The sequence below is a fragment of the Robiginitalea sp. genome (assembly GCF_982776155.1).
In genome coordinates, this window is the sequence record NZ_CEXZKX010000003.1 from 321938 (window position 1) to 338734 (window position 16797).

At 56.3% G+C, this 16797-nt stretch carries 18 protein-coding genes; 9 read left to right on the forward strand and 9 right to left on the reverse strand.

Features of this window, described 5'->3' with window-relative positions; genetic code table 11:
- Positions 1 to 11 precede the first annotated feature (11 nt).
- Entirely contained in the window at positions 12 to 1256 is a 1245-nt protein-coding gene (locus AC3DKS_RS07195) for a type IX secretion system plug protein (RefSeq protein WP_049764905.1), read from the reverse strand.
- Between the two features lie 153 nt (positions 1257 to 1409).
- Between AC3DKS_RS07195 and AC3DKS_RS07200 the strand changes: the two genes are divergently transcribed.
- The 8 genes from AC3DKS_RS07200 (at position 1410) to AC3DKS_RS07235 (ending at position 9026) form a co-directional block, all read left to right on the forward strand.
- The gene (locus AC3DKS_RS07200) at positions 1410 to 2762 is read left to right on the forward strand and encodes a Na(+)-translocating NADH-quinone reductase subunit A (RefSeq protein ID WP_272607500.1); all 1353 of its coding nucleotides are present in this window, start codon (positions 1410 to 1412) and stop codon (positions 2760 to 2762) included.
- Between the two features lie 4 nt (positions 2763 to 2766).
- Complete coding sequence (locus AC3DKS_RS07205; RefSeq protein WP_272607499.1) at positions 2767 to 4044, forward strand: NADH:ubiquinone reductase (Na(+)-transporting) subunit B; 1278 nt, start codon at positions 2767 to 2769, stop codon at positions 4042 to 4044.
- A 3-nt stretch (positions 4045 to 4047) separates the two neighbouring features.
- Positions 4048 to 4797 (forward strand): Na(+)-translocating NADH-quinone reductase subunit C, encoded by a 750-nt coding sequence (locus tag AC3DKS_RS07210; RefSeq protein WP_015755718.1) that lies wholly within the window; start codon positions 4048 to 4050, stop codon positions 4795 to 4797.
- A gap of 1 nt (position 4798) precedes the next feature.
- On the forward strand, positions 4799 to 5446 hold the full coding sequence (locus AC3DKS_RS07215) for an NADH:ubiquinone reductase (Na(+)-transporting) subunit D (protein ID WP_015755717.1): 648 nt from the start codon (positions 4799 to 4801) through the stop codon (positions 5444 to 5446).
- A gap of 26 nt (positions 5447 to 5472) precedes the next feature.
- The gene (nqrE, locus tag AC3DKS_RS07220) at positions 5473 to 6255 is read left to right on the forward strand and encodes an NADH:ubiquinone reductase (Na(+)-transporting) subunit E (protein WP_015755716.1); all 783 of its coding nucleotides are present in this window, start codon (positions 5473 to 5475) and stop codon (positions 6253 to 6255) included.
- On the forward strand, positions 6256 to 7563 hold the full coding sequence (gene nqrF / locus AC3DKS_RS07225; RefSeq protein WP_015755715.1) for an NADH:ubiquinone reductase (Na(+)-transporting) subunit F: 1308 nt from the start codon (positions 6256 to 6258) through the stop codon (positions 7561 to 7563).
- A 61-nt stretch (positions 7564 to 7624) separates the two neighbouring features.
- Complete coding sequence (locus AC3DKS_RS07230) at positions 7625 to 7981, forward strand: Na(+)-translocating NADH-quinone reductase subunit F (RefSeq protein ID WP_272607498.1); 357 nt, start codon at positions 7625 to 7627, stop codon at positions 7979 to 7981.
- Positions 7982 to 8051: 70 nt separating this feature from the next.
- On the forward strand, positions 8052 to 9026 hold the full coding sequence (locus tag AC3DKS_RS07235; protein WP_272607497.1) for an FAD:protein FMN transferase: 975 nt from the start codon (positions 8052 to 8054) through the stop codon (positions 9024 to 9026).
- Positions 9027 to 9058: 32 nt separating this feature from the next.
- Here AC3DKS_RS07235 and AC3DKS_RS07240 read toward each other — a convergent pair whose 3' ends face one another.
- From AC3DKS_RS07240 to gpmI, 4 genes are read right to left on the reverse strand one after another with little or no spacing between them, the layout of a single operon-like run.
- On the reverse strand, positions 9059 to 9856 hold the full coding sequence (locus tag AC3DKS_RS07240) for a class I SAM-dependent methyltransferase (RefSeq protein ID WP_272607496.1): 798 nt from the start codon (positions 9854 to 9856) through the stop codon (positions 9059 to 9061).
- 5 nt (positions 9857 to 9861) lie between these two features.
- Entirely contained in the window at positions 9862 to 10686 is an 825-nt protein-coding gene (map, locus tag AC3DKS_RS07245; protein ID WP_272607495.1) for a type I methionyl aminopeptidase, read from the reverse strand.
- Between the two features lie 28 nt (positions 10687 to 10714).
- Positions 10715 to 11323: a thioredoxin family protein gene (locus AC3DKS_RS07250; RefSeq protein WP_272607493.1), complete on the reverse strand. Its 609-nt coding sequence runs from the start codon at positions 11321 to 11323 to the stop codon at positions 10715 to 10717.
- A complete protein-coding gene (gene gpmI / locus AC3DKS_RS07255; protein ID WP_272607492.1) occupies positions 11320 to 12843 on the reverse strand; it encodes a 2,3-bisphosphoglycerate-independent phosphoglycerate mutase in 1524 nt (507 codons plus the stop codon). Before gpmI ends, AC3DKS_RS07250 begins: the two co-directional genes overlap by 4 nt.
- A 258-nt stretch (positions 12844 to 13101) precedes the next feature.
- Between gpmI and AC3DKS_RS07260 the strand changes: the two genes are divergently transcribed.
- Entirely contained in the window at positions 13102 to 13497 is a 396-nt protein-coding gene (locus AC3DKS_RS07260; protein ID WP_272607491.1) for an ankyrin repeat domain-containing protein, read from the forward strand.
- Between the two features lie 112 nt (positions 13498 to 13609).
- Here the strand turns inward: AC3DKS_RS07260 and AC3DKS_RS07265 are convergent, their stop codons facing one another.
- The 4 genes from AC3DKS_RS07265 to AC3DKS_RS07280 form a co-directional block, all read right to left on the reverse strand.
- Positions 13610 to 13777, reverse strand: coding sequence for a DUF6747 family protein (locus AC3DKS_RS07265; protein WP_187289176.1), 168 nt, complete (start codon positions 13775 to 13777; stop codon positions 13610 to 13612).
- A gap of 176 nt (positions 13778 to 13953) precedes the next feature.
- Complete coding sequence (locus tag AC3DKS_RS07270; protein WP_272607489.1) at positions 13954 to 14715, reverse strand: M48 family metalloprotease; 762 nt, start codon at positions 14713 to 14715, stop codon at positions 13954 to 13956.
- 41 nt (positions 14716 to 14756) lie between these two features.
- Positions 14757 to 15500 carry a M15 family metallopeptidase gene (locus AC3DKS_RS07275; protein ID WP_272607488.1) on the reverse strand — a complete coding sequence of 248 codons (744 nt, stop codon included), beginning with the start codon at positions 15498 to 15500 and terminating at the stop codon, positions 14757 to 14759.
- Positions 15501 to 15623: 123 nt separating this feature from the next.
- The gene (locus AC3DKS_RS07280) at positions 15624 to 16793 is read right to left on the reverse strand and encodes a T9SS type B sorting domain-containing protein (RefSeq protein WP_015755704.1); all 1170 of its coding nucleotides are present in this window, start codon (positions 16791 to 16793) and stop codon (positions 15624 to 15626) included.
- Positions 16794 to 16797: the final 4 nt, after the last annotated feature.

Here is a 16797-nt window from a genome sequence, read left to right on the forward strand (position 1 = left end):
AAAGCTATTGGTTAGTTGCTGATGGTCCGCGAATTCGCGGTACCCACCCCGATTACGCTGTCATAAATATCCCCAAAATTCCGATAATAAACCAGTATTGTGTAGGTGTTCTCCGTAAAGTGGAAATTCCCCCCTACGGCGTTGAGTTCCACAGTCCCGTCCTCCCGCTCCAAAACGTATTTGTAGTTGTAGAACCCCTGTTTGAGCAGCAGGGAAAGTTCCATGTCGCCCGTTTCCCGGTTAAATGTCATCCGGTTTTCTTCCCCGATCTCGTAGTTGTTGAATTTCCCGAAGACGTAGACCTTGTCCATTGCGAGTACCTCCTCGTAGGGCAGCCGGAAATGCACCCGGGTGTATTCGCCTTCCCGGGAGTCGTCCTGTCCCTGTAGCGTGCGGACCCGGAAATCCCCGTTGATGTCCGGGAAGTACGTGTAGGGCTCGTCGTACCGGTAGTCGTCCCGGAAGAGGTAGTGCTGGTAGAGGTCCTCAAAGCCGATCCGGGAGATGGCCGCCGTGGGGGTCCGCAGGTCGCTCGTGTCGAAATTCAGGTACTCGTTCCCACCAAAAAATGCGGTTTCCTGGTCGTACTTGTAAACGAGTTCATTCCCGATGGTGAACTGGGGCGGGATGTCGTATCGCGCCGTGGGCCAGTGGAAATTCTGGAGGATGGCCACGCGGACTTCCTTTTTGGGGTTGATCAGCTGGACTCCCGAGGGGATGACGCTGAACTGCACGGACTGTTTTTCCGTCAGGAATTTAAAATCCCGGGAGCGGCGCACCACGGCCGGGACGCTCACCTGGTCCTGATAGACCACAAACCGCCGGGAGAACTGCAGGTCGCCGGCCGAATTGTAGATCTCCAGGACAAAATTGCCGCTGACCCGGAGCCGCACCTGCTCATTGGGCAGTTGCAGCCGGTAGTTGGAGTAGGGCTGGAGCGTGTTGTAACTGTTGCCGTAATTGATGATCCGCTGGTTGTCGATCCCGTCCAGGTACTGGGATTTAAGCAGCTGTGAAGGCTGCCAGTCGTAGTCGCAGTGGATGATGCGGTAGTAGAAGTCCTGCTCGCTGGCCGAGAGGTCGTCGAACTCCAGGAGGATGGGTTCCCCCAGCCGGACAATCGGGAACTGGTCGTCGGTGGGCCCCTTGAAAATCACCGACCGGATATGTTCGGGCGGGGCCACTTCGGTCTGGACCTGGGCGAGCAATCCGAAACCCCATAAAAACAGCGGGATTTGTTTAAGTTTCAACGGCATGCGGGGCGTAATTTTGGGGCAAAGGTAAACAAAAACCATGCCCGCCGATTCGCCCCGGGCGGAATGCCCAAAAAAAGGGGTAATAATTATGATAACTTTCTTTTAAGTAGTATTTTTGGGCGCACATTTTTATAACCAAAGGTCCACGATCATATGTCAACTGACATCCGAATAAAAAAGGGGTTGAACATCAACCTCGTCGGCGCTGCAGAACCTTCGACTTCCAAAGCTGTTTCCAGTAACGTTTACGCCATTAACCTCAATGATTTCCATGGCCTGACCCCTAAGATGCTCGTGAAAACGGGTGCTGAGGTCAAAGCCGGGGAGGCGCTTTTCTACAACAAGGATATCGAGGAAATGCTTTTCTGTTCTCCGGTCAGCGGGGAACTCGTCGAAATTGAACGCGGCGCGCGCCGCCGAATCCTGACCCTTCGGATCCTCGCGGACAAGGAGCAGAAAACCCTCGAGCACACCCCGCTGAATCCTGAAAAGGCAGATGCGGAGGCCATCCGGAATTTCCTGTTGCAAACAGGTTGCTGGCCCTTTATCCGGCAGCGTCCCTACGATCGGATTGCGGACCCGGAGGTGGTCCCGAAGGCCATCTTTATTTCGGCCTATATCACCGCTCCCCTGGCAGCGGACATCAACTATTCCCTCAAGGGCAGGGAAGCCGAACTGCAGGCAGCCCTGACGGCCCTTTCCAAACTCACCCCCGGTAAGGTGCGCGTGGGTGTCGGCAAGGGAGAGGACAATATTTTCAACGGGCTGAAGGATATCGAAATCCACCGGGTAAGCGGGCCGCACCCGGCCGGCCTGGTGGGCACGCAGATTAACCGGATCGACCCGATCAACAAGGGCGAACGCGTCTGGACGCTTTCCCCCCAGGACCTGGTCATTATCGGGGAAGCGCTGCTTACCGGGAAATACAACCCGCAACGCGTGGTGGCCCTGGCCGGTTCCGGGGTCAAAAAACCCCAGTATTACACCACGCGGATCGGGGCGGAAATCTCCACCTTCCTGTACGCCAGCGGCGTCACCCAGAAGAATATCCGGGTGATCAACGGGGATGTGCTTACCGGCAGCAAGTCCCGCCCGGATGGCCATCTCGGTTTTTACAACAACACCGTAACGGTGATCCCCGAGGGGGACGACTACGAATTATTTGGGTGGAACAAGCCGGTTTTCGACAAGATCTCCACCACCCGGGCACTGACGTTTTCCTGGCTGAACCCCAGGAAAAAATACGACCTGGATACCAATACAAACGGGGAACACCGGGCCTTTGTGGTTACCGGCCAGTACGAGAAGGTCTTCCCCATGGATATCTACCCCATGCAACTGCTCAAAGCCTGTATGGTCCAGGATATCGACGAGATGGAACAGCTCGGCCTCTACGAAGTGTCCCCGGAGGACTTTTCGCTGACCGAGTTTATCTGCATCTCCAAGCAACCGCACCAGCAGATCATCCGGCAGGGACTCGACCTGCTGCATAAAGAAATAGGATAGCGATATGAGCGACAAGAGACTGACACTGAAGAAACGCCTCCACATCATCAAGCACCGCTTGCGGGGCAAGAAGGTGGCGCCGGCATTCAATGCCTTCCACACCTTTTTGTACACCCCGGACGAGACCACGCACAACGGGGCCCACGTACGGGGCGCAGACGACCTGAAGCGGACGATGAATACGGTGATCATGGCGCTGATCCCCGTGCTGTTGTTCTCCTTCTTCAATACCGGATACCAGCATTACGCGGCCATCGAGGCTGCCAACGGGGCCCCCAGGGAACTGGACCTGTTCGGGAACTTCCTGACATGGGAGAATTTCTGGCTGGGCTTTACCCAGGTGATCCCGCTGGTAATCGTATCCTACGGGGTCGGCCTGCTGGTGGAGTTCATCTTTGCCGTAATCAAAGGCCACGAAGTGGAGGAGGGCTACCTGGTAACCGGGATGCTCGTACCGCTGATCGTTCCCGTGGATACCCCCTTGTGGATGCTGGCGGTAGCCGTGGTATTCGGGGTGGTGATCGGCAAGGAGGTTTTCGGGGGGACCGGGATGAATATCCTGAACCCCGCCCTGACCATCCGGGCCTTTTTGTTCTTTGCCTATCCAACCTGGATGAGCGGGGACAAGGTATGGGTTCACGAAGCCGTGGAACGCGCCGGTACGGCCGACGCGATTTCCGGGGAAACCATCCTGGGGTCCCTGGCGCAAAACGCCGAACACGGCTACAGTACGGCCGATATGTTCTTTGGATTTATCCCGGGGTCGGTGGGTGAGACATCGGCTTTCCTGATCCTGCTGGGCGGCCTGTTCCTGGTATTTTCCAAGATCGCCAGCTGGCGCATCATGCTGAGCGCCGTGATCGGGGCCCTGGTGATGGGCCTGATCTTCAACGGGGTGGCCGATGCCGGTTGGGTAACCGAGAGCAGCCGCTTTTACAGCCTGATGAGCTTTGAATTCTGGCAACACCTGATTGTCGGGGGGCTGGCCTTCGGGATTGTGTATATGGCCACCGATCCGGTAACCGGGTCGCAAACGAATCGCGGCAAATGGGTCTACGGGTTCCTGATCGGATTCCTCTCCGTAATGATCCGGGTATTCAACCCGGCCTATCCGGAAGGGGTTTTCCTCGCGATCCTTTTGATGAACGTATTTGCGCCCACCATCGACCACTATGTAATCCGCGCCAATGTGAAAAAGCGCATGAAACGACTCAAGACGGCCCGTATTTTCCCCCGTACCACGGATGGAAAGGCCGAAGAACTGCAAGCAGAAACCGCATAAGATATGGCAATCAATACCGACAAAAACGTTTACACCGTCCTCTTTGCCACCGGCATGGTGGTAGTGGTGGGTTCCATCCTGGCCTTTTTGGCATCTGCCCTGAAGCCGCGCATCCAGGAGAACGAGCGTTTTGAGAAGCAGCAGAACATCCTCTACGCCATGGGGGTCAATGAAAATGAGGACGAAGGTTCCGTGAATTTCATTTCCACCGAAGAGGTGGAGGAGGTCTTCTCGCAGTACATTACCCGGCAGCTCGTCATCAAGGGCGACTCCATTGCCGAAGACGATGAAGCCTACCTGATAGACATGAAAAAACAACTGGCCATTGCCAAATCCGGGGATACCCCGAGTTTGCCGGTGATGATCGGGGAGAAGGACGGGAAGACCTTCTACATCATCCCCATGTACGGGAAGGGGCTCTGGGATGCTATCTGGGGGCACATCGCCCTGGATAACAACCTGGTGGTCCAGGGGGTGTACTTTGACCACAAAGGGGAAACACCCGGCCTGGGCGCCAATATCAAGGCGCGCTACTTTATGGACGACTTCGCCGGGGAATCCATCCTGGACGGCACCCGTTATGCGGGGATCGAAGTAGCCAAGGGCAACAACGACCCGCTGAACCAGGACAAGGATGACAACCAGGTAGATGCGCTTGCCGGGGCCACTATTACCGGCAACGGGGTTTCTGCCATGATATCGGAAACGGTGAACCTCTACAAAGACTATCTCCAATCCATAAGCACGCAATAATATGGCATTACTGAGCAAAAAAGACACAAACCTGATCCTCGACCCGCTCGCGGACAACAACCCGATCACCATCCAGGTACTCGGGATCTGCTCCGCCCTGGCGATTACCGCCGAGCTGAAGCCCTCCGTCGTGATGGCCTTGTCGGTGATCTTCGTCCTCGGGGTCGGGAACGTGGTGATCTCCCTGATGCGGAATATCATTCCCTCCAAGATCCGGATTATCGTCCAGCTGATTGTGGTGGCCACCCTGGTGATCATCGTAGACCAGGTCCTCAAGGCATTTGCCTACGAACTGAGCAAGACCCTGGCCGTCTTTGTGGGCCTGATCATCACAAACTGTATCATCATGGGCCGCTTTGAGGCCTTTGCCCTGGGGAACGGACCCTGGAAGTCCTTTTTGGACGGCATCGGGAACGCCCTGGGCTACGGGGTGATCCTGGTCATCGTCGGGTTTTTCCGGGAATTGCTCGGGTCCGGGACGCTGTTCGGCTTCAAGGTGCTGGGCGACCCGATTGCAAAGACCGGGGTGTATTCCATCGGATACGAAAACAACGGGTTTATGATTATACCGCCTGCCGCCCTGATTGTGGTGGGCATCATTATCTGGGTGCAGCGCTCCCGGAACCGGTCGCTCATCGAAGAGAACTGATCGGGAAATACTGAATTGAACGGATTATGTTAGAGCACGTAGAATTATTTTTCAAGTCCATCTTCATCGACAATATGGTGTTTGCCGTATTCCTGGGGATGTGTTCCTACCTGGCGGTTTCCAAGAAGGTCTCCACGGCTGTGGGACTGGGGGCGGCGGTCATCTTTGTACTGGCCGTAACCGTCCCGCTGAACTGGCTGTTAGACCAGTACCTCCTGCAACCCGGGGCGCTTACCTGGCTGGGGCCGGAATACGCGGACTACGATCTGAGCTTCCTCTCCTTTATCCTCTTTATCGCCACGATTGCCACCATGGTACAACTCGTGGAGATTGTGGTGGAGAAATTTTCGCCATCCCTGTATAACTCCCTCGGGATTTTCCTGCCGCTGATTGCGGTGAACTGCGCCATCCTGGGCGGTTCGCTCTTTATGCAGGCCCGGGAGATCGCCACCCTGGGGCTGGCCTTCAATTACGGGGTGAGTTCCGGGATTGGCTGGTTTCTGGCCATCCTGGCCATCGCCGCCATCCGGGAAAAGATCCGTTATTCCAATGTGCCGCCGCCCCTGCGCGGGCTCGGGATCACCTTTATCATCACCGGCCTGATGGGCATCGGATTCCAGAGTTTCGGGGGGATGCTCACCGGGGGGGACGAAACCGCAGATGCCGCCGAAGAGATGGCCGTGGAAACCATCAGGGAACCTGAAAACACAGAAACGCCCGGCACCGAAGCAGCTGCCGACAATCTGGAACAACCCAGCCGCGAAGAAGAACAAGTCCTTTCGTATAACGACGTTGTAAATAACGAGTAAATGATTCTAGCTACAAGTACCCTCGGGACCATCACCATTACCATCATCGCCTTTCTGATCCTGGTGCTGCTGTTGGTATCCCTCTTGCTTTTTACCAAGGAGAAGCTGTCCCCTTCCGGGCCCGTGACTATCAAGATCAATGGGGAGAAGGAGATTGAGGTGGCGTCGGGAAGTTCCCTGCTGTCGACCCTGGGAAACAAGAAGATCTTCCTGCCTTCCGCCTGCGGTGGCGGAGGTACCTGCATCCAGTGCGAGTGTCATGTCCTCTCCGGCGGAGGGGAAGCGCTGCCTACCGAAACGCCCCACTTTTCCAAGCGGGAACTCAATGAGGGGGCCCGCCTGGCTTGCCAGGTGAAGGTGAAGCAGGACATGGAAATCACCATCCCCGAAGAGGTTTTCGGGATCAAAAAATGGGAGGCCACCGTGGTGCGGAACTACAATGTGGCTTCGTTTATCAAGGAATTCGTAGTGGAAATCCCCGAGGACATGAATTACAAGGCGGGGGGATATATCCAGATCGAGATCCCACCCTGCGAGGTGCCTTATAAGGATATCGACATCACGGCCCACCCGGAGGAACACGAGACGCCGGACAAGTTCCAGACGGAATGGGATAAATTCGGCCTCTGGCCGCTGGTAATGAAAAACCCGGAGACGGTGGAGCGCGCCTATTCCATGGCCTCTTACCCGGCAGAGGGTCGCGAGATCATGCTGAACGTGCGGATCGCCACCCCGCCCTGGGACCGTTCCAAGAACGGCTGGATGGACGTGAACCCGGGAATCGCTTCGTCTTATATCTTTGCCCGCAAGCCCGGGGATAAGGTGACGATTTCAGGCCCTTACGGGGAATTCTTCATCAACGAATCGGAATCCGAAATGCTCTATGTGGGCGGGGGTGCCGGGATGGCGCCGATGCGTTCGCACCTCTACCACCTCTTCAAGACCCTGAAGACCAACCGGAAGGTGACCTACTGGTACGGTGGCCGCTCCAAGCGGGAGCTTTTCTATATCGACCACTTTAAGAGACTCGAGGAGGAATTCCCGAATTTCAAATTCTACATGGCCCTTTCCGAGCCTTTGGAAGAGGACAACTGGAAGGTGAAGGAAAATATCGATGCCCCGGGTGACGGGTTTGTGGGCTTTATCCACAACTGTGTGATCGAGCACTACCTGGACCACCACGAGGCACCCGAAGACATCGAATTGTATTTCTGCGGCCCGCCCCTGATGAACAAGGCGGTGCAGAAGATGGGAGAAGATTTCGGAATCCCGGACGAGCATATCCGCTTTGACGATTTCGGGGGATAATCCCGTACGAATTCATATTAAAACCGATATGCTGCATATCGGTTTTTTTATACGATAAAAAATGCAAGCACTCACCGAGCAGGAATTGCACAACCTGGCGATGAACATCGTGGGGCGGGAACTGGAAGCCGACGGCTATGAGTTTATGGGGGTCAACAGCAAGCCCGGCAAAAACCCGCAATTTGTCTGCCTGAAGGAAAAAGTACTGCACTTTATCGTGGTGCGGCCCGTGGCCTATCCGGACAACCCGCGGGAATACGATGTGGGCCTGATGGCCCGGGTTAAGACCCATGCCGAGAAATTCGAGGCGCGAACCTACTATGCCGGGGTGGGGCTATCGAATGCCGCAGACCGGAATGCCCCGGTATTTTTGAATGAAAAATACATCGTGGACTATGAAGGCCTTATCGAAATTTAGGGATCCCCGGAGGGAGGCCGGTTTCCGCCACTTAGCCGCATCGCTGTGTTCCGCAGCGGTTTGTTTGGTTTTGTCAGCCGCGTCAGGATGTTCCGCCCCGGAGTTAAAACGACAGGATTACCAGGGACAGGCCCTGGGGACTACCTATGCAATCACCGTATTCGGAGCAGACCGGGAAGACCTCGGGCCACAGATCGATTCGGTGTTCGCCGTCCTGAACCAGTCCATGTCCACCTACCTGCCCGGTTCGGACATTTCCCGCATCAACGAGGGGGATACGACCGTGGTGGTAGACGAAATGTTCCGGGAAGTCCTCGCAGCCTCCCGGGAAATCCACCAGGCTACAGGGGGCCGCTTCGACCCCACGGTGGGCATCCTGGTGGACGCCTGGGGTTTTGGCCCGGGAGAGGCAATGGAAATGGACAGTACCACCGTGGATAGCCTGAGGCAATACGTGGGCCTGCACAAAATCACACTGACCCCGGGGAACCGCATTCGCAAGGAGACCCCCGGCATCCGCCTGGATTTCAACGCCATCGCCAAGGGGTATGCCATCGACCGCCTGGCCCTGCTTTTGGAGCAGGCCGGCTCCGAACATTTTCTGGTGGAAGTGGGGGGCGAGGTGCGCACCCGGGGCAGGCAGCCGGAAAAGGGCCAGCCCTGGCGCGTGGGTATCGACGATCCGGAAGCTTCCGGGGGGCGCCGGATCAAACAAGTGGTAGAACTCGAGGACGCTTCAATGGCCTCCTCCGGCAATTACCGGAAATTCCGGGAAGATCCGCAAACGGGCAGGCGCTACGTGCATACCATCGACCCGCTTACCGGGTTTACCCGCGATTCAAATATCCTTGCCGTTTCGGTGATAGCGCCCACCTGTATGGTGGCAGACGGCTATGCCACGGCATTTATGGCCATGGACCTGGAAGCCAGCCGGGAACTCCTCGATAATTCCGGGGACCTGGAGGCCTATATCATCTACCTGGACGCGGAGGGGAATACCCGGGAGTTTGTCACGGAAGGATTCCGCTCCCGAATCGCACGCTGACCCCTTTCTATCCGGTTAAATACGCCCGCAGTTTACGCCTTTCCCAAAGCGCCTGCTTCCCCGACGGGTTTGCGCACCAGGGGGATCAGTTCCCCGGGAGCCAGCCGGTACCGCTCGAGTTGTTCGGGTGTAAACCCCCGCGTATAGTCTACGCCTTCGGCCATAAAACCGGCCTGCCTTAAGATATCGAAATAATCGCGGCCGTATACCCGGACGTGGTCGTACTGGCCAAAGATCCGACGCCGCTCCTGCGGGTCGGTAATGCCCGCGTCCTCAAAAGTCGTTTCCCGATCCAAATCCTGGGGGACCTGGAAGACCCCCCACCCCCCGGGTTTCATCACCCGATACAATTCGGAAAGTGCCTGGCGGTGGTCCGGGATGTGTTCCAGGACATGGTTGCAGAGGATAACGTCAAAGGAATTGTCTTTAAAGGGCAGCTGGCAGATATCGGCCTTGACGTCCGCCAGGGGGGAATTCAGGTCCGTGGTGGTGTACTCCAGGTTGGGCATCCGGCGGAAGCGCCGGTGAAACGCCTGTTCGGGGGCAAAGTGAAGCAACCGCAGCGGCGCCGTAAAAAAATCCGTCTCCTGCTTCAGGTAGAGCCACAGGAGCCGGTGGCGTTCCAGGGATAACGTGGATGGGGAAAGGACATTTTCCCGCGGTTTTTCATAGCCGTAAGGTAAAAAGGTCCGGTAACTTTTTCCGTCGATCGGGTCGGTGTAGCGGTTGCCCCTCAGGAGCAGCGACAATACGGGGCGGATTGCAAAGCTCAGTCGGATCAGCACCGGCCTGGGAAAAATGCCCAGGGCCCATTTAAAGAGCCGCTTCACAACCCTCAGGTAGTTAACGGGGCGGCCCGAAAGGCCGTTTCCTCGTCCGATTCAATCCCCAGGGCCTCGTAGATATAGGCAAACGTGGAGAGCAGTTCCGGCTTCCCGTCAATCAGCGCCACATCGTGCTCAAAGTGGGCGCTTGGCTGGCCGTCGGCCGTGAGGATGGTCCACCCGTCCCGGAGTTGCCGAATCCGGCGGGTACCCCTGTTGATCATCGGCTCGATGGCCACCACCATTCCGTCTACAAACTTTTTTCCGCGGCCGCGTTTGCCGTAATTGGGCATCTCCGGGGCTTCGTGCAGTTTGCGTCCCAGCCCGTGCCCTACCAGCTCGCGCACCACGCCGTATCCGTGTTTTTCACAGTGGTCCTGGATGGCCCAGGCCACATCGCCTACGCGGTTGCCGGCCCGGAATTCCCGGATGCCCACATAGAGCGATTCCTTGGTGACCTCCAACAATTTCAGGGTTTCCGGGGCCACCTCCCCAATGGGGAACGTATAGGCATGGTCCCCGTAAAATCCGTTTTTCAATGCCCCGCAATCCACCGATATGATATCCCCTTCCTCAAAAGGCGTATCGTTGGGAATGCCGTGGACTACCTGGGCATTCGGGCTGATGTTCAGGGTGTTCGGGAAATCGTACATGCCGAGGAACCCCGGTTCGGCTCCCTGGTCGCGGATAAAGGTTTCCGCCAGTTTATCGAGCTGGAGCCCGGTAACCCCGGGTTTGATCTCGGCGGCCAGCATCCCGAGTGTTTTGGAAACGACCAGTGCGCTCTCGCGCATGAGTTCAATTTCCTCGGCCGATTTGATTTGAATCGCAGACATAGGGTGCAAAGATAGGAAGTCCTGCCGGTTAATCCCAGTCGTAGGCGTGGCGGTAGGGCGCCCCGCTGAGGATTTTCACCATATCGGTTTCCAGGCCTTCGATGGGATATTCAACAATCCGCCCCAGTTCCTCCCCGTCCCGGTAAAAGATAAACGTGGGAACGTTGATGATTCCAAACCCCTCTTCGTAGCCCTGGGGGGTATCCTTCTCCCGGGTCATGGTAATCAGTTCCACCTCGTCGGCCGGGTAGCCGGCTTTTTCGAGGATCTTTACAAACCGGGGGACTTCCCGCTGGCTGTCTTCGCACCAGGTACCCATAAACAGCGTAATGTCGATCCCTTCCAACAGGTCTTCCAGTTCGGCAATTTTTTCAGGGTCCGGCTCGTAGGCGGCCAGATTGGGCTCATACCACCCGGCAAAGGGCTGCGCGTGTAGGGAATCAATGGCCGCGGTACCCACCAGGATTTCAGTCCCCTGGTCCGGCATCCGGACCGCAGTGTGGGCGGGCTGGGCCTTGCAACCGGCCAGCAGGACCGTACACGCCGCCAGCAGCAGGTACGTGGGAGTGAGCAGGGACGTCAGAGCCCGTGCAAGGGAGTTCCGTGTAACCATTCGGGGGAGGGTCAGATGCTTCATGAAACCAATAGGGATTTCTGGGTCATCAGTTCGGGTTGCGCAACGCCGATGATCTCCAGGATGGTCGGGGCCATGTCGCCGAGGACCCCCGATTTTATGGATTTTCGGTCGGGATCCACCAGGATCAGCGGCACCGGGTTTGTGGTGTGGGCGGTGTTGGGGCTGCCGTCCGGGTTTACCATGGTGTCGCAGTTGCCGTGATCGGCAATCACCAGGGTGGTATACCCGTTCTCCAGGCCGGCGGTGATTACGTCCCGGGCACAGGCATCCACCGTCACACAGGCTTTGATAGCAGCCTGCAGGTCGCCGGTATGCCCCACCATGTCCGGGTTGGCGAAGTTCAGGCAGACAAAATCCGCTTCGCCTTTGGCCAGTTCCGGGAGGATGGCGTCTCGAATGTCGTAGGCGCTCATTTCTGGCTGCAGGTCGTAAGTGGCTACCTTGGGCGAGGGACAGAGGATCCGGGATTCCCCTTCAAAAGGCGCTTCCCGGCCCCCGTTGAAAAAGAAGGTGACGTGCGGGTATTTTTCGGTCTCCGCAATCCGAATCTGTTTCTTTCCGGCCCGGGCGAGAACTTCCCCGAGCGTATCCTTGATGTTTTCCTTGTCGTAGACCACATGGACGTCTTTAAATGTATCGTCGTAATTGGTCATCGTCACGTAGTGCAACTTGAGCGGGTGCATGTTTTGTTCGTGGAAAGCCTCCTGGCTCAATGCCAGGGTCAGCTCCCGGCCACGGTCTGTACGGAAATTGAAAAAGACCACCACGTCCCCGTCCCGGATCTGCGCCAGGGGTTTGCCGTCTGGCCCGGCAACCGCAATGGGCTCCACAAACTCGTCCGTGGTTCCCGCGGCATAGCTGGCCTCCAGGGCGGCAACCGGATTGTCCGTGGCCGTCCCCGTGCCGTTGACCAACAGGTCATACGCCTTTTTGACGCGTTCCCATCGCTTGTCCCGGTCCATGGCGAAATACCGCCCTACCACGGAGGCAAGCCTGGTGCGCGTAGGCCGGGCAAATTCCATCAGGTCTCGTACAAAGCCCACCCCGCTTTTTGGATCCACGTCGCGTCCGTCGGTAAACGCATGGACATAGGAAGCGGGAACCCCTGCTTCGTCGGCCGCGCGGATCAGGCCTTTCAGGTGGTCGATATGGCTGTGTACGCCTCCGTCGGAAAGGAGTCCCAGAAAATGTACGGGTTTGTCGTTTTCAACGGCATACCGGAAAGCTTCCTTCAATGCCGGGGCATCCTTGAGGCTGTTGTTGGAAACCGCCAGGTTGATCTTGGCCAGATCCTGGTAGACAATACGGCCCGCCCCGAGGTTCATATGGCCCACTTCGGAATTCCCCATCTGCCCGTCGGGCAGCCCCACATGCATGCCATCGGTAAGCAGCGTGGCGTGGGGATATTTCTCATAGAGGGAATCTACAAACGGGGTGTCGGCCTGCTCAATGGCGGAGACTTTTGGGTCCGGGGAGATTCCCCATCCGTCCAGGATCATCAGTATGGCTTTGGAATTCATCAGCTGCGGTTTTACAATGCGGCCTTAAAAATAGGGGGAAATCGGAAGCTTTGCCACTATTTGGGGCATTTCTTTCGCCTGTTCGGACCGGGCTGCAAAAACAATCCCGGCACCGGGCTGCGGCCGCCGCCGGGGACCCTGTCGGGATGTTAAAGTTTCGTTATTTAACTGTTAATCCTGAAACACTTACGCATAGGATTCGTCTATATTTATATAGTACGTATTTATTATTCATCATCAATCAAAAATCGACGCGTTATGAAGACATCTTCAGCAATGGCTGCAGTGCTTGCCTTATTTACTGCCGCCCAACTCTCAGCCATGAGCAATTCCCTGGCTCCGACAGATCCCGTACCGGAAACCGAACTGGCCGTTTCCGGGCTCACCCCGTTTTGCAAAGCCATCATGAATGGGGATGCCGCCACAGTGGAAAAAATGATCCAACTGGGCGAAGATGTAAACCGCAAATCCCTCGGGAAGACCCCGGTAATTTTTGCGGCCCGCTACAACCAACCGGAAATCCTGAAAATGCTCCTGGCAAACGGGGCCGACCCGACGATCCGATGCGACAAGGGGCACTCAGCGATGAAATATGCCGAATTATCCAACGCCACCGAGGCCATGCAGGTCCTGCGGCAGGCGAAAAAAGCGTGAGACAGAAGGAGTTTACTCATCAATCAAAAAACCCCGGCGCTCATGGCCGGGGTTTTCATTTTCAAAGCCTGTGGCTTTTCGTGTTCTGGTAAAAGAGTCCGCGGGCGGCCGGTCAGAAATCGAAGCCGGTTAACGCCCGGTAGATAAAGGCATACAATGCCATGGTCAGCATCAGGGCGCAAAAAACAGAATAACCCTTCAGCAGCACGACTACGAAAGACGGTTTGCAACCGTCGAAGGCGTGCATGTACAATTCCTTAAAATGCAATAGTGTTCCCATATAGTCTCGTTTATTAAATAAATCAAAGCTATAAGGGTTAAATCGGGGCAATGAACGCATTCAGCCTTTGCCATGTCTCGCTTCAAGCGCAAAAGGTAAAATGGATCACAAAGATTCGGGAGTACGTAAAGATAGCAAAAAAGCCCGGCCACCCGATTAATGCCCGTTTAATTCGATTAACTGCGATATTTCTCGATGGCCTTGCGAATCCGTTCGATCCGGTTGTCCGGATCCGGGTGGGTACTCTGGAATTCCGGGACGCGGTTCCCGCCGGAGGCGTCCTTGAGGATTTCCATCACGCGGATCAATTCTTCCGGGTCGTATCCCGCCTGTAGCATGATCAACACGCCGAGTTCGTCGCTCTCGAGTTCGTCGTCCCGACCGTTGGTAAGCAGTGTTGTTTGCCCGATCCCGGCTACAACGTTCCCCATGTCCGCACCCACGGAGGCTCCCATCGACAGCGTTTTCCAAAAATTCGTCTCGGCAATGCGCTCGGCGGAATGCCGGCCGATGACATGCCCGATTTCGTGGCCGAGGACCCCGGCCAGCTGGGCTTCGTTCAGACGGGAGAAAAGCGCATAGGTGATAAAAATCTGCCCGCCCGGCAGGGCGAAGGCATTGACCGTCTGCTCATCCGCAAGTAAGTGAAACTCGTATTGATACGGGGTTTCCTCTGCGATACTGCTTTCCACCAGCCGGTTGCCGACGGCGTCCACAGAGCTCTGCAGCCGGTTGTCCCGGTAGAGGCCGCCGTGTTGCTGTGCTATTTCCGGGGCCGATTGCAGGCCGATGGCAATTTCCTGCTGTGCCGACATATTGATGGTCTGGGTCCGGCCGGTATACGGATTTTCTTCCTGGTCGCCACAACGCTGGATAAAGGCAAAGGCCACAATGGCCAGGCCGATGAATATGCGGATTTTCCAATTGCCTCGCCTCATGGAGTATCGGATGGGTTGTTACCGGTAAAATACAAAATTCCCTAAAGCAAGTCCGGGTTGATATCCAGGATGTTGTCGGTAAAATACGTGCGCAAAAAACCCGTTGTGAAGTGCTCGCTTCCCAGGAAATCCTCTTCTTCCATCAGGCGGATGAGGTTCAGCCGCCGGTACTCCGCGAGCATGTCCCGGGAAATCGGGGCATAGGAGTAATGCCAGGGCTCGTATTTAAAGCCGCGCCTCCGGGGGTTGTCTGTGTATACGAGGTAGAAGCCGTAGGATTCGCTGTTGGCATCCATCCAGGTTTTAAAATCTTCAAACGGCCCACCGGATTCAAACTTGTCGGCAACCAGGACGTCCCCGTCCGCCGGCTTCGAAGCGTCGATCAGGTCTACGTCCGTACCCCAGTGGTGGCGGCTGGTCCCCGGGATGGTAGAGTATTCGATGATCTTGTCGATCGCTTCCAGGGGTTCCAGCCCTTCGTCTGTAAACGCGATGTATTTGCGTTCAAAAATGGCGCGCTGCCGTTCAAAATTCCGGTAGCTGCTCACCACGGAAATATCGATCCCGTCCTGGTAGGCAGCCCGCTTCATCCGCACAAAGGCTTCATGGGCTTCCTTGCGGAGATTGATCCCTTCCCCGAAAAGTTCCAGGTCCGTCTTGCCCATGAGTTCTTCCGGCGTGTAATAGTCCTGGCCACTTGCGGTATGGGCCGGAAAGCCGCATATGGGCAGGCCCAGTGCCAGGCCCGCCATGCCGCTGTTTCGGATAAAGGTGCGTCTTTTCATATTGTGGGGGATTAAGCCCGGGTACTAAGGTACTTAATTTTGGGATTTTCCGGGGGTGGCCCCGCCCGCCCGGTTTCAAGATACACCGTACTCCTGCAATTCACCAGCAGGTCCCAAGCCCCATCAATCGTTGAGGTAGAAATACCCCTGGTGCCGCTCCCGGAGTTCGGGAAACGTAATGATATAGAAGTAGATACCCGGTTCCAGCCCGGATTGGCGTTGAACGACCAGATCGGTATTCGACTGCCCGTCAAAACCACCTGTGTAATTATCCTTTTGGTAAACCAGCTGACCGTAGCGATTGTAAATCTGCAAATTGTTCCCGGGCATTTCCCGGGCGGCCTCGATTTCCAGGGTTTCATTGACCCCGTCGCCGTTGGGGGAGAGGTAGTAATTGTCCAATTCCACGGTCCGGTAGTTTTCGGATTCGCCCGTCCCGCCAATGGTAATTATTTCGTATTCACTGGGCACAAAATAATCGGAGGTGAGCGAACCGTAGTCGCGGCCGCCTTCCACGGCGGTATTGCCCAGGTTTACCCAGGCTTGTTTTTCCCGGCTCCAACCCACCACGCGTAAGTCCCCGAAAAACTTTACCACCCCGGCCACATTGCTGTATACGTCCCAGGTCAGGGTTACCCGGGAGGGGATATCGGCGTCCAGCGTCCAGAACTCGCTGCGACCCACCCGCAGGCCGGGATCAACGGTAGACCCCACGTCAAAACGGCCATTCAGGCTAACGGGGGCCTGTGGGTCCTCGGCAAAATACGCGCTTGTGGCACGGGCGTTAATAGCCTGGGATTGAATTTTCAGGGGTCGCAACCGGTCTATGTCGCCAATCGGGAAAACGAAGTCCTGTTTGTTCTGCAGGGCGGCATATCCGTCCACTTTGGACACGCTGCTTTCGCCCGTGTAGAAGGAATCAAAATCGAATACGGGATAGTTTTCCGGGGTGCTGCGGGAAGTTTTCAGGTTCCCGTGCACCAGGTTGGCATTGTTGCCTACTTCTACGGGCGTTTCCAGGTAAACCCCCTTAACAGCGGAAAACTCAACATCGAACAATACCGGGGTATGGCCGCCAGACACCTTCAGGGAGCCGGTTTCATTGTAGAAACCCACCAGCCCCTCCAGGTTTTCAAAGGGCCCGTCATTTTGGAAATCGGCATGGAAACCCGCGGATCCATCCCCGTGGAGTTGCATGGCTCCGTGATTGGCAATACCCGATTGGGCTATCCCGGCCAATGGCATGAGGAAGGCCCCGAGCAGGAGAATAAAATATGTCGGCAAAACCTTCATGGAA